A 21,054-nucleotide genomic window follows, 5' to 3' on the forward strand; every position below is an offset into this window, starting at 1 on the left:
AAGCCGCCGCGAGGTTCTGATGGCGAACGTGACAAATAACCGGCCCCTATCGCCGCATCTGCAGATTTACAAACCTATTCCCACCATGATCATGTCCATCGTCCACCGCATTACCGGTGGCGCCCTATACGTCGGCACGCTGCTCGTCGCCTGGTGGCTGATCGCGGCGGCAAGCGGCCAGGGCTCCTACGATTGGGCCAACTGGGTGCTCGGCAGCCTCCTCGGCAAGCTCGTGCTTCTCGGTTACACCTGGGCGCTGCTGCACCACATGCTCGGCGGCTTTCGCCACTTCATGTGGGATCTCGGTTACGGTTTCGGGAAGGAATTCTCGACCAAGCTCGCCATCGCCAACATCATCGGGTCGCTCTGTCTGACCGTGCTGGTCTGGGTGATCGGCTTCCTCATTCGCTTCTGAAGGTCCTCTCATGGATATGCGCACCCCCCTCGGCAAGGTTCGCGGGCTCGGCTCCGCCAAGGACGGCACGGACCATTTCTGGCGCCAGCGGCTGACGGCCGTCGCCAATGTTCCGCTCATCCTCTTCTTTCTCATCTTCATGCTCGTCTATGCCGGCGCGCCTTATGCGGATGTGGTTCGCGCGCTGTCGAACCCCTTCGTCGCTGTTGTCATGGGGCTGATGGTGATCTCCGGCGTCATCCACATGAAACTCGGCATGCAGGTCATCATCGAGGATTACGTGCACGGTGAGTTCGGCAAGATCGCGCTGCTGATGCTGAACACGTTCTTTGCAATCCTGATCGCCGGCCTCTGTCTCTTCGCCATTCTGAAAATCGCATTCGTAGGATAAGCTTGATATGGCACCGACTTCACCCGCCCAGAATGGCAAGGCCTACAAGTATGTCGATCACTCCTACGACGTGATCGTCGTCGGCGCCGGCGGCGCCGGCTTGCGCGCCACGCTCGGCATGGCCGAGCAGGGCTTCCGCACCGCCTGCATCACCAAAGTATTCCCGACCCGCTCGCATACGGTCGCGGCCCAGGGCGGCATCGCCGCCTCGCTGCGCAACATGACGCCGGACAGCTGGCAGTGGCACCTCTACGACACCGTCAAGGGTTCCGACTGGCTCGGCGACGTCGACGCCATGCAGTATCTCACCATGGAAGCGCCGAAGGCGGTCTATGAGCTCGAGCATTACGGCGTGCCGTTCTCGCGCAACGAGGAAGGCAAGATCTACCAGCGCCCGTTCGGCGGCCACATGCAGAATTACGGCGAAGGCCCGCCGGTCCAGCGCACCTGCGCCGTTGCCGACCGTACCGGCCACGCCATCCTGCATACGCTCTACGGCCAGTCGCTGCGCAACAATGCCGAATTCTTCATCGAGTATTTCGCGCTCGACCTGATCATGTCGGAAGACGGCAGCCGCTGCACCGGCGTCGTCGCCTGGTGCCTTGACGACGGCACGATCCATCGCTTCGCCGCCAAGATGGTGGTGCTGGCGACCGGCGGTTACGGCCGCGCCTATTTCTCGGCAACCTCGGCCCACACCTGCACCGGCGACGGCGGCGGCATGGTGGCGCGTGCCGGCCTGCCGCTGCAGGATATGGAATTCGTGCAGTTCCACCCGACCGGCATCTATGGTTCGGGCTGTCTGATCACCGAAGGCGCCCGCGGCGAAGGCGGTTACCTCGTCAACTCCGAGGGCGAGCGCTTCATGGAGCGTTACGCGCCTTCGGCCAAGGACCTTGCCTCGCGCGACGTCGTTTCGCGCTGCATGACGCTTGAGATCCGCGAGGGCCGGGGCGTCGGCAAGAACAAGGACCACATCTTCCTGCATCTCGACCATCTCGATCCGGCCGTTCTGCATGAACGCCTGCCGGGGATTTCCGAGAGCGCCAAGATCTTCGCCGGCGTCGACGTCACGCGCGAGCCGATCCCGGTTCTGCCGACCGTTCATTACAATATGGGCGGCATTCCCACGAATTATTGGGGCGAAGTGCTGAACGCCGACAGCGCCAATCCGGAACGGATCATCCCCGGCCTGATGGCCGTGGGTGAAGCCGGCTGCGCTTCGGTGCACGGCGCCAACCGCCTCGGCTCCAACTCGCTGATCGACCTCGTGGTCTTCGGCCGCGCCGCTGCGATCCGCGCCGGCGAGGTGATCGACCGCGCAGCGCCGGTCCCGCATCTCAATGTCGCAGCCTGCGACAGGATCATGGACCGCTTCGACGGTCTGCGCCACGCCAGCGGCGGCACGCCGACGGCGGAACTGCGCGAGAAGATGCAGCGCGCCATGCAGGAGGACGCCGCCGTCTTCCGCACGCAGGAATCGCTGGAATCCGGTTGCCGGCGCATTTCGGCGATCTGGCAGGAAATGGGCGATCTGAAGGTCACCGACCGTTCGATGATCTGGAACTCCGATCTCGTGGAGACACTCGAGCTGCAGAACCTGATGGCCAACGCCATCACGACGATCTACGGCGCCGAGGCCCGCAAGGAGAGCCGTGGTTCGCATGCGCGCGAGGACTATACCGAGGGTGCATTCGCCGGCCGCGACGACGTCAACTGGCGCAAGCACACGCTCGCCTGGGTCAACGAGGCAGGCGACGTGAAACTCGACTACCGGCCGGTCCACACCGAGCTCATCGCCGAAGGCATCGATCCGCAGAAGATCGCGCCGAAGGCTCGCGTGTACTGATCTCAAGAGGAACCTGCTATGGTTGAACTCGCTCTCCCCAAGAATTCTCAGATGCGCGAAGGCAAGGTCTGGCCGAAGCCAGCGGGTGCCAAGAACACCCGCGAGTTTCGCGTCTATCGCTGGAGCCCGGACGACGGCCAGAACCCGTCGATCGATACGTTCTACATCGATGTCGACGATTGCGGGCCGATGGTGCTCGATGGTCTGCTCTACATTAAAAACAAGATCGACCCGACGCTGACGCTGCGCCGTTCCTGTCGCGAGGGCATCTGCGGATCCTGCGCGATGAATATCGACGGCACCAACACGCTCGCCTGCACCAAGGGCCTCGACGATATCAAGGGTGCGGTGAAGATCTATCCGCTGCCGCATCTGCCCGTCGTCAAGGATCTGGTTCCCGACCTCACCAACTTCTATGCCCAGCATCGTTCGATCGAGCCGTGGCTGAAGACGGTGTCGCCGGCACCGGCCAAGGAATGGAAGCAGAGCCATGAGGACCGGCAGAAGCTCGACGGCCTGTATGAATGCATCCTCTGCGCCTGCTGCTCGACCTCCTGTCCGAGCTACTGGTGGAATGGCGACCGTTATCTCGGTCCGGCCGTTCTGCTGCAGGCCTATCGCTGGCTGATCGATTCCAGAGACGAGGCGACCGGCGAACGCCTCGACAATCTCGAGGATCCGTTCCGTCTCTATCGCTGCCACACGATCATGAACTGTGCGCAGACCTGCCCGAAGGGCCTCAACCCGGCTAAGGCGATCGCCGAAATCAAGAAGATGATGGTCGAGCGCCGGGTTTGATCAGCGTGCATACCGATGTCGGAATCGACGGCTTCGATCCCGAAGCCGTCACAGAGATCAGGTCGCGGCTTGCCTCGGTGCGTGAACAGGGCATCCGCATCGGTTTTGGGATCGAAAGTGGCAGCCGCGCCTGGGGCTTTCCATCTCCCGACAGCGATTATGATTGTCGCTTTGTCTACATCCGTCCCGTCGAACATCATCTTGCTCTTGTTTCGGCGCGCGATGTCATCGAGTTCCCGATCATTGGCGATATCGATACCGGTGGCTGGGATCTCAGAAAGGCGTTGCGGCTTGCGCTCAAGGGAAACGCCGTGGTGGTCGAATGGCTGAAATCGCCGATCGCCTACGAAGAGGAAGCTGGTTTTCGCTCCCGTCTCGGCGCGTTTCTTGATCGCGTCATGGTGCCGGAGAAGGTCGCTGCGCATTATGTCGGACTTATGCGGCGGCATTTTCAAAGTCATGGCGAAGACGTGATGAAGCTGAAGACGCTGCTCTATGCCCTGCGTCCAGCCATCGCGCTCGAATGGATGCGGCAGCGTTCATATCGCGTGCTGCCGCCGATGAATATGCTGGAATGCCTTGAGACGATCTCCGTCGCGCCGGAATTTCGGGCAGCGATACTCGATCTCGTGCATGTCAAGAAGCAGACGCGTGAAATGGGTGTGGGCCTGCCACCGGCACTGGTGCAAGTGTTCCTGCAGGGGGCACTGGAGCGCTATTCCGCGACATTGCGCGAGTTCGACAGGGATCCTGGCAGAGATCAGCGCGCGCAACACCTTGCTGACAAATTCTATGTGCAGGAAGTTTTGCAGCGGGACAGTTGAACTGTATCGTTTTTCGGTTAGTTGTTGTGACGGGCAATTTATGCAGCCTCACTTGATTAACCAAAGCGAATTACGATAATCGGACTTGTCTCACGCCCGTTTCTCTACGGCGATAGCCGAATTCAGGAGTATGATGATGCAGTTGCGATATGCGATGACAGGTCTGGTGGTGGCTCTCGCGCTAGCCGGTTGTCAGCGTACGGCATATGATTACAGCTCCAGCCCGAATGCCGGGCCGGCGCCGTTGACGGCGCAGCCGGTTCCCTCGGTGCAGGGCGGGCAGCTTCCGCCGCCGACCGGCAGCTCGCAGTTTCCGGCGGCGCCGACGGCGACGACGGCATCGATGCCGGGCGCTCAGCCTGGCGCAATGGCCGCGAATGCGCTTGACGTCACCAAGGAATCGATGGTCGGAAGCTGGCGCGTCAACGGCGGCTGCGACATGTTCCTGACGCTGACCAATCTCGGCAGCGGTTCGCGCGGCGGGACCCGCGGCTGTGTCGGCGAGCTGACGGCGATGGGGTCCTGGGAGGTCTCCGGCAAGCAGGTGCTGCTCAAGGACCGTTCCGGCAACCAGATAGGCAGCGTCTACAAGACGGCCGACAACCGCTTTGACGGACAGACGAACACGGGTCAGCCGATCAGCCTCAGCCGGTAAATGTTCCGGCAGCTCTGCTGCGACGACTGACAGGCGGATATGCCCTCATGCAACCAATGCCGGATTATGCGCTCAGCGTCTGCGAACAGCTTAAAGCGCTGACCGCATCGGGGGCACTTCAGGTCGATTCCGCACAGATGGACGTGGCAAAGAGCCTCGACCGGGTGCTTGCCGGGCTCAAGCAACGGCGGCCGGCGGCAAAATCGAGCGCGCTTGGCTGGCTGTTTGCCGCCAAGAAGAAATCCGTCGACGGCCACAAGGGGCTTTACATCCACGGCAGCGTCGGGCGCGGCAAGACCATGCTGATGGACATGTTCTTCTCGATGGCGCCGTGCAGGAAGAAGCGCCGGGCGCATTTCCACGAATTCATGGCGGATGTGCATAACCGCATCGCCGCGCACCGGCTGAAGCTCAAGAATGGCGAGACGAAGCAGGCCGATCCGATGCCGCCCGTCGCCGCCGCGCTTTACGAGGAAGCCGAGCTTCTCTGCTTCGACGAGTTCACGGTCACGGATATCGCCGATGCGATGATCCTGTCGCGGCTGTTCTCCGAGCTTTTCGCACGCGGATGCGTGCTGGTCGCGACCTCGAACGTCGAGCCCGACAATCTCTATAAGGATGGCCTCAATCGCGGCCTCTTCCTGCCTTTCGTCACCTTACTCAAGCAGCATGTCGATGTCGTAACGCTGGATTCGCCCACCGATTACCGGATGGAGAAGCTGAACAGCCAGCCGGTCTATCTGGTGCCGATCAACGAGCATAATGACATGGCGATGGATGCGTCCTGGACGCAGGCGCTGCATGGGCGCAAGGCGCAGCCGCTGGATATCCCGATGAAGGGGCGCCACATCCATGTGCCGTTCGCCGTCGACCGGATGGCGCGGTTTTCCTTCACCGATCTTTGTGACAAGCCGCTCGGAGCAGCCGACTTTCTGGCAATCGCCGAACGCTTCGATATGGTCTTCGTCGATCACATTCCGTTGCTCGGGCCGGAAAAGCGGAACCAGATCAAACGGTTCATCATTCTGGTCGATACGCTCTACGATCATGCCGTGCGGCTTTACATCTCCGCGGCGGCGATGCCGGAGGAACTATTGGTGCACCGCAAGGGTACCGAAGGTTTCGAATTCGACCGCACGACGTCGCGGCTTTTCGAGATGCGCAGTGCAGAATATCTTGCGCTGCACCATGAGAAACGCGCCGCCGAGTAACAATCCGGTAACGAAACGTCTTACGTTTACGTAAGAATTTTTGTATCTAAACGATTGAAAACGCTGCATCAAAATTAATGGATTGCCATTTTTTGGCTTTGGGTCTATGCGATTGCGTCATTGGGCGGTGCCTTGTTGCGTCCGTCCGACGAATTTGATCGCAAAGGAAACAGCGAAATGGCGCGTAACAAGATCGCACTCATTGGTTCTGGCATGATTGGTGGCACGCTGGCGCACCTCGCCGGCCTGAAGGAACTGGGCGACATCGTCCTGTTCGACATCGCGGACGGTATTCCCCAGGGCAAGGGCCTCGACATCGCACAGTCCTCTCCGGTCGAAGGCTTCGATGCCAATCTGACCGGCGCCAGCGACTATTCGGCGATTGAGGGCGCTGACGTCTGCATCGTCACTGCCGGTGTTCCGCGCAAGCCTGGCATGAGCCGCGACGACCTTCTCGGCATCAACCTCAAGGTCATGGAGCAGGTCGGTGCCGGCATCAAGAAGTATGCGCCGAACGCCTTCGTGATCTGCATCACCAACCCGCTCGACGCCATGGTCTGGGCGCTGCAGAAATTCTCCGGCCTTCCGGCCAACAAGGTCGTCGGCATGGCCGGCGTTCTCGACTCCTCGCGTTTCCGTCTTTTCCTCGCCAAGGAATTCAACGTCTCCGTCCAGGATGTCACGGCCTTCGTGCTCGGTGGTCATGGCGACACGATGGTGCCGCTCGCCCGCTACTCGACGGTCGGTGGCATTCCGCTCACCGATCTCGTCACCATGGGCTGGGTCACCAAGGAACGCCTCGAAGAAATCATCCAGCGCACCCGTGACGGCGGCGCCGAAATTGTCGGCCTGCTGAAGACCGGCTCGGCCTATTATGCGCCGGCCGCCTCGGCGATCGAGATGGCCGAATCCTACCTCAAGGACAAGAAGCGCGTTCTGCCCTGCGCGGCCCATCTCACCGGCCAGTACGGCGTCAAGGACATGTATGTCGGCGTTCCCACCGTCATCGGCGCCGGCGGCGTCGAGCGCATCATCGAGATCGACCTCAACAAGACCGAGAAGGAAGCCTTCGACAAGTCCGTCGGCGCCGTCGCCGGTCTCTGCGAGGCCTGCATCAACATCGCGCCTGCCCTCAAGTAATCGGCGCTGAAGTAATCGAAACAGGGATAGACCCATGAACATTCATGAATATCAGGCCAAGGCTCTGCTGAAGGGCTATGGCGCGCCGGTTGCCGAGGGTGTGGCCATTCTCAAGGTTGAAGAAGCCGAGGCTGCCGCCAAGTCGCTTCCCGGTCCGCTTTACGTGGTCAAGAGCCAGATCCATGCCGGCGGCCGCGGCAAGGGCAAGTTCAAGGAACTCGGTCCGGATGCCAAGGGCGGCGTTCGCCTCGCCAAGTCGATCGAGGAAGTCGTTTCTCACGCCAAGGAAATGCTCGGAAACACGCTGGTGACCGCGCAGACCGGCGAAGCCGGCAAGCAGGTCAACCGCCTTTACATCGAAGACGGCGCCGACATCGCCCGCGAGCTCTATTGCTCGCTGCTGGTCGACCGCTCGGTCGGCCGGGTTGCCTTCGTCGTATCGACCGAAGGCGGTATGGACATCGAGGCTGTCGCCCACGACACACCCGAAAAGATCCAGACGATCGCCATCGATCCGGAAGCCGGCGTGACGGCTGCCGACGTTGCCGCGATCTCCAAGGCGCTTCAGCTTGACGGCGCTGCCGCCGAAGATGCGAAGTCGCTCTTCCCGGCGCTCTACAAGGCATTCGGCGAAAAGGACATGGCTCTCCTGGAAGTCAATCCGCTGATCGTCATGAAGGATGGCCATCTGCGCGTCCTCGATGCCAAGATGTCTTTCGATGGCAACGCGCTTTTCCGTCACGACGACGTCAAGACGCTGCGCGACGAGACCGAAGAAGATGCCAAGGAAATCGAGGCCTCGAAGTGGGACCTCGCCTATGTCGCGCTCGACGGCAATATCGGCTGCATGGTCAACGGCGCCGGCCTTGCCATGGCGACCATGGATATCATCAAGCTTTACGGCAAGGAGCCGGCCAACTTCTGCGACGTCGGCGGCGGCGCCGGCAAGGAGAAGGTGGCAGCGGCTTTCAAGATCATCACCGCGGACCCCAAGGTTGAAGGTATTCTCGTCAACATCTTCGGCGGCATCATGAAATGCGATGTCATCGCCGAGGGCGTGATTGCCGCGGTCAAGGAAGTCGGTCTCAAGGTTCCGCTCGTCGTGCGCCTTGAGGGCACCAATGTCGAGCTCGGCAAGAAGATCCTGAACGAGTCGGGTCTCGCGATCACGGCGGCTGACGACTTGGACGATGCGGCCAAGAAGATCGTCGCGGCGATCAACGGCTGAGGACGATCATGGCCTTCCAGTCCACGCCCTCCGCTGCTCATTTCCGCCTCAACGCCTTCGCCGGCGTGTGGGAAGGGGACGAGCGCGTCGCGGCGTCGGCGTGGACGAGCGAAGGCAAGGCCAGTGCTGAGTTTTCCGGCGAGGCGTTGTTCGGCGGATTCTTCCTCGAGCAGCGCTATCGCCAGACGCGGGATGGTGCTGTTTCGTTCGAGGCGCGAAATATTTTCGGCTTCGATGCTTCGGACCAGACCTACAAACTCTACCAGTTCGACTCCGCAGGTTTTGCGCCGCCCGTACCGGCGTCCGGCGAGTGGAACGGCAGTGAGCTTGTGCTGATGAAGACTTCGCCGCGCGGCAGCCAGCGCACCGTATTCACGTTTGAAAATGAAGACTGCTACCGGATGGGCGTCAGCTTTTCGCCTGCAGGCAGCGATACTTGGCAGGAGGTCGTCGGCGGCGTCTATCGTCGCGCGTCCTCCACGTCTTCCAACCTCTCCTAAACAAAGGCCTCGCATGTCCATTCTCGTCAACAAAGACACCAAGGTTCTCGTTCAGGGCCTAACCGGCAAGACCGGCACGTTCCACACCGAACAGGCGCTCGCTTACTACGGCACCCAGATGGTCGGCGGCATCCATCCGAAGAAGGGCGGCGAAACCTGGACCGGCGCAAAGGGCGAAAGCCTGCCGATCTTCGCAACCGTTGCCGAAGGCAAGGAAAAGACCGGCGCCGACGCGACCGTCATCTATGTTCCGCCGGCTGGTGCTGCCGATGCGATCATCGAGGCGATCGACGCCGAGATCCCGTTCATCACCTGCATCACCGAAGGTATCCCGGTCATGGACATGGTGCGCGTCAAGGCGCGCCTCGACCGCTCCAAGTCGCGCCTGCTCGGCCCGAACTGCCCGGGTATCCTGACGCCGGAAGAGTGCAAGATCGGCATCATGCCGGGCTCGATCTTCCGCAAGGGTTCGGTCGGTATCGTTTCCCGCTCGGGCACGCTGACCTATGAAGCCGTCTTCCAGACGTCAAACGAAGGCCTCGGCCAGACGACGGCCGTCGGCATCGGCGGCGACCCGGTCAAGGGCACCGAGTTCATCGACGTCCTGGAAATGTTCCTGGCCGACGCAGCCACCCAGTCGATCATCATGATCGGCGAAATCGGCGGTTCGGCTGAAGAGGATGCTGCGCAGTTCCTCAAGGACGAAGCCAAGAAGGGCCGCAAAAAGCCGATGGCTGGCTTCATTGCCGGCCGTACGGCGCCGAAGGGCCGCACCATGGGCCATGCCGGTGCTGTGGTTTCCGGCGGCAAGGGCGATGCGGAATCGAAGATCGCGGCGATGGAATCGGCAGGCATCAAAGTGTCGCCGTCTCCGGCCCGCCTCGGCAAGACGCTGGTTGAAGTCCTCAAAGGCTAAAACCACTTAAAGACCCGGGCGGAGGAACGGCATCTGCGCCTTCCGCCCGGCCTTGACGGTACGAGACCAGCAGATGCGCCGCGGACAGGCGGCAATCGGAATGCGGCAGCCGGCGATCGAGCCGGCAAATTCATCAAAGTCAGGAGGCGGACGGAAGCGTCCGCATATCACCATGGCACGGCAAGAAGCCAACGAGCAATTTCAGATCACCTCGTTTCTGGATGGCGCCAATGCTGCCTATATCGAGCAGCTCTACGCCCGTTATGAAGACGATCCCAACTCGGTCGACGATCAGTGGCGGTCCTTCTTCAAGGCGCTGGAAGACGATCCGAACGATGTGAAGAAGGCGGCCAAGGGCGCTTCCTGGCGCAAGAAGAACTGGCCGCTGCAGGCAAGCGGCGATCTCGTCTCGGCGCTCGATGGCGACTGGGGCATCGTCGAGAAGGTGATTGAGACCAAGGTCAAGGCCAAGGCCGAAGCTGCGGGCAAGCCTGCCGACAGCACCGAGGTGCTGCAGGCGACGCGCGATTCCGTGCGCGCCATCATGATGATCCGCGCCTACCGCATGCGTGGCCACCTGCATGCCAAGCTCGACCCGCTCGGCATCGCCGCTCCGGTTGACGATTATCGCGAGCTGTCGGCGGAGAATTACGGCTTCACGGCCGCCGATTACGACCGCAAGATCTTCATCGACAACGTGCTCGGCCTGGAATACGCGACCATCCGTGAGATGATCGAAATCCTCGAGCGCACCTATTGCTCGACGCTCGGCGTCGAATTCATGCATATCTCCAATCCTGAAGAAAAGGCCTGGATCCAGGAGCGCATCGAAGGACCGGACAAGGGCGTGGCCTTCACGCCGGAAGGCAAGAAGGCGATCCTTGCCAAACTTGTCGAAGCCGAAGGCTACGAGCAGTTCCTCGACGTCAAGTTCAAGGGCACGAAGCGTTTCGGCCTCGATGGCGGCGAATCGCTGATCCCGGCGCTGGAACAGATCCTCAAGCGCGGCGGCCATCTCGGCCTCAAGGAAGCCGTGTTCGGCATGGCCCATCGCGGCCGCCTGAACGTGCTCTCCCAGGTCATGGGCAAGCCGCACCGGGCGATCTTCCACGAATTCAAGGGCGGCTCGGCCGCTCCCGACGAGGTCGAGGGCTCGGGCGACGTCAAGTACCATCTCGGTGCCTCCTCAGACCGCGAATTCGACGGCAACAAGATCCACGTTTCGCTGACGGCGAACCCGTCGCATCTCGAAATCGTCGATCCCGTCGTCATGGGCAAAGCCCGCGCCAAGCAGGACATGAATGCCGCGGTCTGGGACGGTGACATCATCCCGCTTTCCGAACGCGCCAAGGTTCTGCCGCTGCTGATCCACGGCGACGCGGCTTTTGCCGGTCAGGGTGTCATTGCCGAAATCCTCGGCCTTTCCGGTCTGCGCGGCCACCGCGTCGCCGGCACCATGCATGTGATCATCAACAACCAGATCGGCTTCACCACGAACCCGGCCTTCTCGCGCTCGTCGCCCTATCCGTCCGATGTCGCCAAGATGATCGAGGCGCCGATCCTGCACGTCAACGGCGACGATCCGGAAGCGGTGGTCTATGCGGCGAAGATCGCCACCGAATTCCGCATGAAGTTCCACAAGCCTGTGGTGCTCGACATGTTCTGCTATCGCCGCTACGGCCACAATGAAGGCGACGAACCGTCCTTCACGCAGCCGAAGATGTACAAGGTGATCCGCGCCCACAAGACCGTGCTGCAGCTCTATGCGGCCCGCCTCGTCGCCGAGGGCCTGCTCACTGAAGGCGAAGTCGAGAAGATGAAGGCTGATTGGCGCCTCCACCTCGAGCAGGAATTCGAGGCTGGCCAGCAGTATAAGCCCAACAAGGCCGACTGGCTGGACGGCGAGTGGTCGGGCCTGCGCACGGCCGACAATGCCGACGAGCAGCGCCGCGGCAAGACCGCCGTGCCGATGAAGACTCTGAAGGAGATTGGCCGCAAGCTGTCCGAGATCCCGGCCGGCTTCAATGTGCACCGGACGATCCAGCGCTTCATGGAAAACCGCGCCAACATGATCGCCACCGGCGAGGGCATCGACTGGGCGATGGCCGAAGCGCTGTCTTTCGGCGCGCTCTGCGTCGAAGGCAGCAAGATCCGTCTGTCCGGCCAGGATTGCGAACGCGGCACCTTCTCGCAGCGCCACTCGGTTCTCTACGATCAGGAAACCGAAGAGCGCTACATCCCGCTCGCCAATCTTTCGCCGACGCAGGGGCGCTACGAAGTCATCAATTCGATGCTTTCGGAAGAGGCCGTGCTCGGTTTCGAATACGGCTATTCGCTCGCCCGCCCGAATGCGCTGACGCTCTGGGAAGCGCAGTTCGGCGATTTCGCCAACGGCGCGCAGGTGGTCTTCGACCAGTTCATCTCGTCGGGCGAACGCAAGTGGCTGCGCATGTCGGGCCTCGTCTGCCTGCTGCCGCACGGCTATGAGGGCCAGGGTCCGGAACACTCCTCGGCCCGCCTCGAGCGTTTCCTACAGCTTTGCGCCGAAGACAACATGCAGGTCGCCAACGTCACGACGCCGGCGAACTACTTCCACATCCTGCGCCGGCAGCTGAAGCGCGACTTCCGCAAGCCGCTGATCCTGATGACGCCGAAGTCGCTGCTGCGCCACAAGCGGGCAGTCTCCACCCTTGCCGAAATGGCCGGCGAATCCGCCTTCCATCGCCTGCTCTGGGATGATGCCGAGGTGATCAAAGACGGCCCGATCAAGCTGCAGAAGGACAACAAGATCCGTCGTGTCGTCATGTGCTCCGGCAAGGTCTATTACGATCTTCTGGAAGAGCGTGAGAAGCGTGGCATCGACGACATCTATCTCCTGCGTGTCGAGCAGCTCTATCCGTTCCCGGCAAAGGCGCTGATCAACGAGCTGTCGCGCTTCCGCAATGCCGAGATGGTCTGGTGCCAGGAAGAGCCGAAAAACATGGGCGCATGGTCGTTCATCGACCCCTTCCTCGAATGGGTGCTCGCCCATATCGACGCGAAGTATCAGCGCGTTCGTTATACCGGCCGTCCGGCCGCCGCCTCGCCGGCGACGGGCCTGATGTCCAAGCATCTGTCGCAGCTCGCCGCATTCCTCGAGGATGCATTGGGCGGCTAAAATTAGGGGGGCGCAATGGCTTATTTCTTTCTGAGACTGCTGCCGCCGCGCCCCACTTTCCCGCATGACGGGACCGGGGAGGAAATGGCGGCGATGAAACGCCATGTCGAATACTGGCATCGGCACGCCCTTGCGGGATCGGCTGTTATAGTCGGCCCCGTCTTCGAGGGTGAAGGCGCCTGGGGCATGGCAATCGTCGAAGTCGAGGATCAGGCGGCGGCACAGGCCCTCGCCGACGGCGATCCGATCATCGCTTCCGGTTTCGGTTTCCGTTTCGATATCCTGCCGATGCCCTCGATCATCTCGCGGCCACCCGCCGTCTGAAACGCATAAACGAAAACACACGAAATCAGGATTTGAACAATGGCCACAGAAATCCGCGTTCCAACTCTCGGTGAATCCGTCAGCGAGGCAACCGTCGGCACCTGGTTCAAGAAGGTCGGCGACGCCATCAAGGCCGACGAGCCGATTCTCGAGCTTGAAACCGACAAGGTGACCATCGAAGTTCCGGCACCCGCCTCCGGCACGCTTTCGGAAATCGTCGCTGCCGCCGGCGAAACCGTCGGTCTCGGCGCACTGCTCGGCCAGATCGCCGAAGGCGCTGCCGCTGCTGCCGCGCCGGCTGCTGCTGCACCGGCCGCCGCGCCCGCTCAGCCGGCCCCGGCTGCTCCCGCTCAGCCGGCACCGGTTGCCGCTGCGGCGGCATCGTCGGCAAGCGCCTCCGTCTCCACCATGCCGCCGGCCCCGGCGGCTTCGAAGATGCTGGCTGAAAACAATCTTTCCGCCGACCAGGTCGACGGCAGCGGCAAGCGCGGCCAGGTGCTGAAGGGCGATGTCATCGCCGCCGTCGCCAAGGGCATTTCCGCTCCGGCGGCCGCACCCGCCGCCCCTGCTGCTGCACGCGGCCCGTCGACGGTCGAGGATGCCTCGCGCGAAGAACGCGTGAAGATGACGCGCCTGCGCCAGACGATCGCCAAGCGCCTCAAGGACGCGCAGAACACTGCCGCCATGCTCACCACCTACAATGAGGTGGACATGAAGGCGGTCATGGATCTGCGCAACAAGTACAAGGACATTTTCGAGAAGAAGCACGGCGTCAAGCTCGGCTTCATGGGCTTCTTCACCAAAGCGGTGACGCATGCGCTGAAGGAACTGCCGGCTGTTAATGCCGAGATCGACGGCACCGACGTCATCTACAAGAACTATTGCCATGTCGGCATGGCCGTCGGCACGGACAAGGGCCTCGTCGTTCCTGTCATCCGCGACGCCGACCAGATGTCGATCGCCGAAATCGAGAAGGAACTCGGCCGTCTTGCCAAGGCAGCCCGTGATGGCTCGCTCTCCATGGCCGACATGCAGGGCGGCACCTTCACCATCACCAATGGCGGCGTCTACGGTTCGCTCATGTCTTCGCCGATCCTCAACGCGCCGCAGTCCGGCATTCTCGGCATGCACAAGATCCAGGAGCGGCCGGTCGCGATCGGCGGCCAGGTGGTCATCCGTCCGATGATGTATCTGGCGCTGTCCTACGATCACCGCATCGTCGACGGCAAGGAAGCGGTCACCTTCCTCGTGCGCGTCAAGGAAAGCCTGGAAGATCCGGAACGTCTGGTTCTCGATCTCTAAGGGAGCGCTTTCGATGCGGAACCGGATCATGCGAGCGGCGCGCCTTCTTCTTTGCGCTGCCGCCGCGCATGTCCCGGTCTCCGCATCGGCCGCCGGCTGGGACATCAGCAAGGCAAGCAGCAATTTCGACCTGGTGGCGCTCACCGATGCCGAACTCTCCGGCCGATCGATCGGCGTGATCCATATGGGCAATGTCGAATTGACGTCGGGGCGCATCGTCGCGGCCGATCCGCTCGCCCAGCCCGATCGTCCGGCGCTCGCCAGAACGGTTGCACCGGGCGAATATCCGGTGACGCTCTACCAGGCGTTCGGGCGCATCGCTGCCGCCAGCATGCGGTTTGCCGAGGGCAAGCCGGATCATTGGGAGCTTGCGGTCCTGGCCGGGCAGGATCCGGCGACGCTGAAGGACGGAGAGATTTTCGGCTATCCCGTCGATGCCGGCCTCGGCTGCTACATGGATGCCGATACGCTTGATCTGATCGGAGAGCGCGAAGCGCAGGCGCAGGCGCAAAAAACCGATGCCGACGTCAATTATTACGACGACGTGCTGGCCTCGGACCTCGATGCCAACAAGGGCGCCTATGCGCTGCATCGGCCGGTTGCCGGCAAGAAGGGCAATGTTGCGGTGTTCTGGAGCGGCTGGGGCGACGGTTTTTATCCTGTCTTTTGGGGCCTCGACAAGGACGGTCGCGCGCTGGTGCTGCTGACGGATTTCAGCGTTGTCGAGAATGCCGACGGGCGGAAGGAGCCAAAGCTGCAATGAGCGGAAAGATCGGGATCACGGCGGGGAAAGGCGTGGCTGCAATCGCAGCCGCAGTGTTTTTCGCCGCTCCGGTGTCCGCCTTTGCTGCCGCCTGCAAGCAGGAACGAGCCGTCTACGTCGATCGCGACGGCGCCTATGAATTGCGCTTTGCGCCGCTGAATTCTCCGTCGGCTGCCGCCAGCAACCAATTCAAGATCAGCGCGCTCAAGACGTCAGTCGTGATGGAAGGTTATGTCATGCCATCGGAGGATCCGGTGCGGGCCATCGGCATCCTGATGTTCAACTGCCCAGAGGGTGATGCGACCGGCGCCGATCTTAATGCCTGCACGGTCTGGCAGGGCGCCGTCTATGGCATGGATGCCGAGGGCGAGATGGACAATCTGCAGCCCGAGGGCGCCGCGGCGGCCGAAAAGGTCGTTCTCCCCGGCCTTGGTCCCGCCATTCGCGAATCCAGCGCCTGGGGCGAGGGCAAGGCTATGGTAGCCCCCTGGGACGTGCTGATTTTCAAGGAGTGTGCGACATGAGCGATGCCCCCGTTGTTCTCATTACCGGCGGAAGCCGGGGTATCGGTGCCGCCGCCGCACGGCTCGCCGCGCGCCAGGGCTGGCGTGTCGCGGTGAATTACGCCGCCAACCGTCAAGCCGCGGATGCCGTCGTGGCTTCGATCACGGGGGCCGGCGGCGAGGCCGTGGCGATCCTGGGTGACGTCGGCAAGGCAGCGGATATCGTCTCAATATTTGCGGCGGTCGACCGGCATTTCGGCCGCCTCGACGGGCTCGTCAACAATGCCGGCATCGTCGACTATCCCCAGCGGGTCGACGAGATGTCGGTGGAGCGGATCGAGCGCATGCTGCGCGTCAATGTGACCGGCTCCATCCTCTGCGCCGCAGAAGCGATACGCCGCATGTCGAGCCGGCATGGCGGCCAGGGCGGCGCGATCGTCAATATCTCGTCGATGGCGGCGGTGCTCGGTTCGGCGACGCAGTATGTCGATTATGCCGCCTCGAAAGCGGCGATCGACACGTTCACCGTCGGGCTGGCGCGCGAGGTTGCCGCCGAGGGCGTCCGCGTGAATGCCATAAGGCCGGGTGTCATCGAAACCGACCTCCATGCTTCCGGCGGTTTGCCGGATCGCCCGCGCGAGCTGGCGCCGTCGATCCCGATGCAGCGGGCGGGCACGCCCGAGGAGGTGGCCGATGCGATCCTCTATCTTCTGTCACCTTCGGCTTCCTATATCACCGGCGCGATCCTCAATGTGAGCGGCGGCCGTTAGAGCGACAGGGTGAAAACAGCATGCAGCATATTCTCGAATTCCTCGGCCTGACGTCGCGCGCGGCCGATTAAACGAAAAATCCAAAGGGAAAGAAACAATGTCCTACGATGTGATCATTATCGGAACCGGCCCGGGCGGCTATGTCTGCGCTGTGAAGGCAGCCCAGCTCGGCCTCAAGGTCGCCGTCGTCGAAAAGCGGGCGACCTATGGCGGCACCTGCCTGAACGTCGGCTGCATTCCGTCGAAGGCGCTGCTGCATGCCTCCGAAATGTTCCATCAAGCCGGCCACGGGATGGGCGCTCTCGGCATCGACGTCTCGGCGCCGACGCTCAACCTCGGCAATATGATGGCCCACAAGGATGCGACGGTGAAGGCGAATGTCGACGGCGTCGCCTTCCTCTTCAAGAAGAACAAGATCGATGCCTTCCAGGGCACCGGCAAGGTCGTTTCGGCCGGCAAGGTTTCCGTCACCGCCGACGACGGCAAGGTGCAGGAGATCGAGGGTAAGAACATCGTCATCGCCACTGGCTCGGACGTCGCCGGCATTCCCGGTGTGCAGGTCGAGATCGATGAAAAGACCATCATCTCGTCCACCGGCGGCATCGCGCTGGAGAAGGTGCCGGAAACGCTGATCGTCGTCGGCGGCGGCGTCATCGGCCTCGAGCTCGGTTCGGTCTGGTCGCGCCTCGGCGCCAAGGTGACGGTGGTCGAATATCTCGACACCATCCTCGGCGGCATGGACGGCGAAGTCTCCAAGCAGTTCCAGCGCATGCTCGCCAAGCAGGGCATCGATTTCAATCTCAGCGCCAAGGTCACCGGCGTCGAAAAGGGCGACAAGGGCGCCAAGGTCACGTTCGAGCCGGTCAAGGGCGGCGACAAGGTGACACTCGACGCCGAAGTCGTGCTGATCGCCACCGGCCGCAAGCCCTATACGGCGGGTCTCGGGCTGGAAGAGGCCGGTGTCGTGCTCGACAATCGCGGCCGCGTGGAGATCGACGGTCACTTCAAGACCAATATCGACGGCATCTATGCGATCGGCGATGTGGTCAAGGGTCCGATGCTCGCGCACAAGGCGGAAGACGAGGGCGTGGCGCTTGCCGAAATCCTCGCCGGGCAACATGGCCATGTGAACTACGAGGTCATTCCGAGCGTCGTCTACACCCAGCCGGAAATCGCTTCCGTCGGCAAGACCGAGGAAGAGCTGAAAGCGGCAGGCGTCGCCTATAAGGTCGGCAAGTTCCCCTTCACTGCGAACGGGCGCGCCCGCGCGATGCTGGCAACCGACGGCTTCGTCAAGATCCTTGCCGACAAGGAAACCGACCGGGTGCTCGGCGGCCATATCGTCGGCTTCGGCGCCGGCGAGATGATCCACGAGATTGCCGTGCTGATGGAGTTCGGCGGTTCGTCAGAAGATCTCGGCCGGACCTGCCATGCGCATCCCACGATGTCGGAAGCGGTCAAGGAGGCTGCGCTCGCGACCTTCTTCAAGCCGATCCATATGTAATCTTACATATTCGTAACAAAGCATGCAGCCGCTTGCCGTGAGGCAGGCGGCTGTTTTAATTGTTGCGCATTGCAGAATTCAAATATCGGACGAAGGTGAGGAAAAATGGAGCAGCCGTCCATTGCGGGTTACAGCCTGAGCCAGCGTTTTCTTCACTGGGCGATCGCGCTGCTGATTTTCTTCAACCTGCTGTTTCCCGATGGCATTAATACCTGGCGTCGGCTGATACGCAGAGGCGAGGTGCCGACGCCGGAACAGATTTCGTCGGCGAATATCCACGCCTATGTCGGCATCGCCATCCTGCTGCTTGCCGTTCTCAGGCTGGGACTGCGTTTTAGCAAGGGCGTGCCGGCCGAGGTCGCGCAGGAGCCGGCGATCTTCCGTCTTGCCGCCAGGCTTGCCCATGCCGGCCTCTACATCCTGATCTTCGCGATGCCGCTTTCGGGCATCGCCGCCTACTACTTCGGCATCGTTCCCGCCGGTTCGTTCCACGCGGATATCATGAAGGTTATTCTCTGGGCGCTGATCGTGGCGCATGTCGCCGGCGCCCTCGTCCATCAGTTCTATTGGAAAAGCAACGTGCTGCGCCGCATGACGCTCGGCTGACCGTCGGCGGGTTCAGTTTATCGCGGTGACGGTAAAGCCTTGCTGGCGCAGCAGTTCGATGACGCCGTCCTTGCCGGGCAGGTGCAGGGCGCCGACGGCCATGAAGACGTTGCCGCCGTCGAGGATGGGAGCGGCGCGCTCGGCCATCACCTTGTTGCGGTCGAGGATGACGCGCTGCTCGAAGGCCGCATAATCGTTGGTTTCGCCTTTGTCTTCCGGTGTTATGGTTTTCAACATCGGCATCGTCAGGCCGATGTCGCCGGAGAGGTAGAGGTCGGTCATCGTCTCGACGACATCGCTCATCTTGTCGCCGAGTTCCAACGTCTCGATCAGCGACTTCAGATGGAATTCGATCGGCAGATCGGCCATGGCCTGGATCTGCTCGGCAAGGGTTTCCAGCCCCTTGACCTGTTTGCCCTGAGCAACGGCGTCGGTGGCGATCTTCTGGTCGAGGAACTGCACGCCTTTCGCCTTGCGGGCGATTTCGCAGGCCGGCAGGGCGACGGCGCTCGAAATCATCCAGGGCCGCATGCGGGAAACGGCACCGAGCGGAATGCCGCGCTGCTTCAGCCCGGCTTCAAGGCGCTTGTAATCTTCGGGAGAAAGCAGCTTGTCGATCGTCGTGCCATCGGTAAACATCGTCAATTCAGGCTTTGCGAGCAGGGCTGCGGTTGCCTTCCGCTCGTCGAGGATCTCGTCGGATTCGATGATGATCGTGCCGGCGGCGTCATGGGCGGCCTGGGCGCGGGGCGGCAGAGCCAGCACGCGCGGATCGGTGACATGCATGCTGCCGAGCAGCCACGAGGGTGCCAGTCCCGGCTTTTCGATCTTCCAGAAAATGCCCTTGCCATTCGGCGTGGCGTCGGCTTCCTTCAGCGCCTCGGCGTAGCGGGCGGGATCGTTCTGCTGCAGCTCGACCATCAGGTTGCGGCCGGCGCAGGCCGCCTCTTCGGCCGCCGCCGGCCTTGCAGCCAGGAAAGCGACAAACAGCGCGGCAAGAAGCAGCATGTGAAAGGCTGCAATCAGCCAGAGCAACAGATGAGCCGGCACTGCGAGGTAAGACGTCCGGCGGCCGATTGATGTCGTCATGATGGGTGTTCCGTCACATGCTCTGGTGGCTTCATGCTCTACGCCCGGCTTGCGCATATTCCTTTAAGAGAATGCGTTAACGAAAAGTTGCGAACGAAAAGTTACGCGCGCGGATGCGCCCGATCATACACCTCGAGCAGCCGCGACGCATCGACGCCGGTATAGACCTGCGTTGTGGAAAGGCTGGCATGGCCGAGCAGTTCCTGAATGGTGCGCAGATCGCCGCCGCCGGCAAGCAGGTGGGTGGCAAAGGAATGGCGCAACGCATGCGGTGTCGCCGTCTCCGGCAGGCCGAAGGCGCTGCGCATCTTCTGCATGGTCCGCTGAATGATCGCCGGCTGCAGCCTGCCGCCGCGGGCGCCGCGAAACAGCGGTTCGCTACTTTCGAGGTGATATGGGCAGAGCGCGCGATATTTCTCGACCGCGTCGAAGACCACTGGCAGCAGCGGCACCAGCCGCGTCTTGTTGCCCTTGCCGGTGATGCGCAGTGTCGTCGCGCCCTTCTGCAGGTCGGCGGGAACGAGATCCAGCGCTTCGGAGATGCGCAGGCCGCAGCCGTAGAGCAGCGTCATCACAGCCGCATCGCGCGCGGCGATCCAGGGTTCGTCATGGAGCTGGGCTTCGTCGCTGACGACGGTGATCGCCTGGGTATCCGAGAGTGGCTTGGGCAATGATTTCGGCTGTTTCGGCGAGCGTATCGCGGCAGCACCGGCGGCATTGACCAGGCCCTTCTTTTCGAGATGGCGCAGCAGCGAGCGAAGGCCGGCGAGATTGCGGCCGAGCGATCGGGCGCCGGAACCCTGCTTGCGTCGGGCGGCCAGGAAGGCGCGGAAATCGGCGGGGCGCAATTCCCTGATGTCGCCAAGCGTCGCCGGTCCGGCGAGGTGGCCGGTCAGAAAGGTCAGAAACTGGCGGGTGTCGCGTTCGTAAGCGTCCAGCGTGTGCTCGGAAAGACGGCGCTCGCGGGCGAGGTTTTCGAGCCATGCGGCCCGCTCCGCCATCAGGCGCGGATCGGCGATAACAAGCAGTTCGTTCACGTCGCGAGCCTTGAATTTGCCTTCAAGTCCGCCAATTTGAAGCAGGAACGGTTATGGAATTGCTAATGCCGG

General features: G+C 62.1%; 21 protein-coding genes. 19 read left to right on the forward strand and 2 right to left on the reverse strand.

Annotated elements, in window-relative coordinates:
• The first annotated feature begins 19 nt into the window (after nucleotides 1-19).
• From sdhC to ACMUVN_RS17570, 19 genes are all read left to right on the forward strand, one after another.
• Entirely contained in the window at nucleotides 20-415 is a 396-nt protein-coding gene (gene sdhC, locus ACMUVN_RS17480) for a succinate dehydrogenase, cytochrome b556 subunit (RefSeq protein WP_047616030.1), read from the forward strand.
• A 10-nt stretch (nucleotides 416-425) separates the two neighbouring features.
• The gene (gene sdhD / locus ACMUVN_RS17485; RefSeq protein WP_047615588.1) at nucleotides 426-806 is read left to right on the forward strand and encodes a succinate dehydrogenase, hydrophobic membrane anchor protein; all 381 of its coding nucleotides are present in this window, start codon (nucleotides 426-428) and stop codon (nucleotides 804-806) included.
• A gap of 7 nt (nucleotides 807-813) precedes the next feature.
• Nucleotides 814-2,655, forward strand: coding sequence for a succinate dehydrogenase flavoprotein subunit (sdhA, locus tag ACMUVN_RS17490; RefSeq protein ID WP_183904472.1), 1,842 nt, complete (start codon nucleotides 814-816; stop codon nucleotides 2,653-2,655).
• An 18-nt stretch (nucleotides 2,656-2,673) separates the two neighbouring features.
• Nucleotides 2,674-3,453 (forward strand): succinate dehydrogenase iron-sulfur subunit, encoded by a 780-nt coding sequence (locus tag ACMUVN_RS17495; RefSeq protein ID WP_003567268.1) that lies wholly within the window; start codon nucleotides 2,674-2,676, stop codon nucleotides 3,451-3,453.
• Nucleotides 3,454-3,458: 5 nt separating this feature from the next.
• On the forward strand, nucleotides 3,459-4,277 hold the full coding sequence (locus tag ACMUVN_RS17500; RefSeq protein WP_414815346.1) for a DNA polymerase beta superfamily protein: 819 nt from the start codon (nucleotides 3,459-3,461) through the stop codon (nucleotides 4,275-4,277).
• Nucleotides 4,278-4,413: 136 nt separating this feature from the next.
• A complete protein-coding gene (locus tag ACMUVN_RS17505) occupies nucleotides 4,414-4,932 on the forward strand; it encodes a protease inhibitor Inh/omp19 family protein (protein ID WP_047616025.1) in 519 nt (172 codons plus the stop codon).
• A 47-nt stretch (nucleotides 4,933-4,979) separates the two neighbouring features.
• The gene (gene zapE / locus ACMUVN_RS17510; RefSeq protein ID WP_183905962.1) at nucleotides 4,980-6,143 is read left to right on the forward strand and encodes a cell division protein ZapE; all 1,164 of its coding nucleotides are present in this window, start codon (nucleotides 4,980-4,982) and stop codon (nucleotides 6,141-6,143) included.
• 177 nt (nucleotides 6,144-6,320) lie between these two features.
• On the forward strand, nucleotides 6,321-7,283 hold the full coding sequence (gene mdh / locus ACMUVN_RS17515; protein ID WP_007822364.1) for a malate dehydrogenase: 963 nt from the start codon (nucleotides 6,321-6,323) through the stop codon (nucleotides 7,281-7,283).
• 34 nt (nucleotides 7,284-7,317) lie between these two features.
• A complete protein-coding gene (gene sucC / locus ACMUVN_RS17520) occupies nucleotides 7,318-8,511 on the forward strand; it encodes an ADP-forming succinate--CoA ligase subunit beta (protein ID WP_047616019.1) in 1,194 nt (397 codons plus the stop codon).
• A gap of 8 nt (nucleotides 8,512-8,519) precedes the next feature.
• Nucleotides 8,520-9,011, forward strand: a complete 492-nt coding sequence (locus ACMUVN_RS17525) for a DUF1579 family protein (RefSeq protein WP_414815337.1) — start codon at nucleotides 8,520-8,522, stop codon at nucleotides 9,009-9,011.
• Between the two features lie 13 nt (nucleotides 9,012-9,024).
• Entirely contained in the window at nucleotides 9,025-9,927 is a 903-nt protein-coding gene (gene sucD, locus ACMUVN_RS17530; protein ID WP_063473779.1) for a succinate--CoA ligase subunit alpha, read from the forward strand.
• Nucleotides 9,928-10,099: 172 nt separating this feature from the next.
• Entirely contained in the window at nucleotides 10,100-13,084 is a 2,985-nt protein-coding gene (locus ACMUVN_RS17535) for a 2-oxoglutarate dehydrogenase E1 component (RefSeq protein ID WP_063473907.1), read from the forward strand.
• Nucleotides 13,085-13,099: 15 nt separating this feature from the next.
• Nucleotides 13,100-13,408: a YciI family protein gene (locus ACMUVN_RS17540; RefSeq protein ID WP_047615578.1), complete on the forward strand. Its 309-nt coding sequence runs from the start codon at nucleotides 13,100-13,102 to the stop codon at nucleotides 13,406-13,408.
• A 39-nt stretch (nucleotides 13,409-13,447) separates the two neighbouring features.
• On the forward strand, nucleotides 13,448-14,710 hold the full coding sequence (gene odhB / locus ACMUVN_RS17545) for a 2-oxoglutarate dehydrogenase complex dihydrolipoyllysine-residue succinyltransferase (protein ID WP_047615577.1): 1,263 nt from the start codon (nucleotides 13,448-13,450) through the stop codon (nucleotides 14,708-14,710).
• 13 nt (nucleotides 14,711-14,723) lie between these two features.
• The gene (locus ACMUVN_RS17550) at nucleotides 14,724-15,473 is read left to right on the forward strand and encodes a DUF4241 domain-containing protein (protein WP_097543603.1); all 750 of its coding nucleotides are present in this window, start codon (nucleotides 14,724-14,726) and stop codon (nucleotides 15,471-15,473) included.
• Nucleotides 15,470-15,997: a hypothetical protein gene (locus ACMUVN_RS17555; protein WP_414815338.1), complete on the forward strand. Its 528-nt coding sequence runs from the start codon at nucleotides 15,470-15,472 to the stop codon at nucleotides 15,995-15,997. Before ACMUVN_RS17550 ends, ACMUVN_RS17555 begins: the two co-directional genes overlap by 4 nt.
• A complete protein-coding gene (locus tag ACMUVN_RS17560; RefSeq protein WP_063473446.1) occupies nucleotides 15,994-16,746 on the forward strand; it encodes an SDR family oxidoreductase in 753 nt (250 codons plus the stop codon). The genes ACMUVN_RS17555 and ACMUVN_RS17560 overlap by 4 nt, the downstream gene beginning before the upstream one ends.
• A 97-nt stretch (nucleotides 16,747-16,843) precedes the next feature.
• Nucleotides 16,844-18,250 (forward strand): dihydrolipoyl dehydrogenase, encoded by a 1,407-nt coding sequence (lpdA, locus tag ACMUVN_RS17565; RefSeq protein ID WP_047615572.1) that lies wholly within the window; start codon nucleotides 16,844-16,846, stop codon nucleotides 18,248-18,250.
• 105 nt (nucleotides 18,251-18,355) lie between these two features.
• Nucleotides 18,356-18,856, forward strand: a complete 501-nt coding sequence (locus tag ACMUVN_RS17570) for a cytochrome b (protein WP_414815339.1) — start codon at nucleotides 18,356-18,358, stop codon at nucleotides 18,854-18,856.
• Between the two features lie 12 nt (nucleotides 18,857-18,868).
• Here ACMUVN_RS17570 and ACMUVN_RS17575 read toward each other — a convergent pair whose 3' ends face one another.
• Together ACMUVN_RS17575 and ACMUVN_RS17580 are read right to left on the reverse strand one after the other, a co-directional pair.
• On the reverse strand, nucleotides 18,869-19,945 hold the full coding sequence (locus ACMUVN_RS17575; RefSeq protein WP_414815340.1) for a TraB/GumN family protein: 1,077 nt from the start codon (nucleotides 19,943-19,945) through the stop codon (nucleotides 18,869-18,871).
• 101 nt (nucleotides 19,946-20,046) lie between these two features.
• Entirely contained in the window at nucleotides 20,047-20,982 is a 936-nt protein-coding gene (locus tag ACMUVN_RS17580) for a tyrosine recombinase XerC (protein WP_047615569.1), read from the reverse strand.
• Nucleotides 20,983-21,054: the final 72 nt, after the last annotated feature.

It is taken from the genome of Rhizobium sp. IY2, from assembly GCF_047532935.1.
In the GTDB taxonomy this organism is placed as follows: domain Bacteria; phylum Pseudomonadota; class Alphaproteobacteria; order Rhizobiales; family Rhizobiaceae; genus Rhizobium; species Rhizobium anhuiense.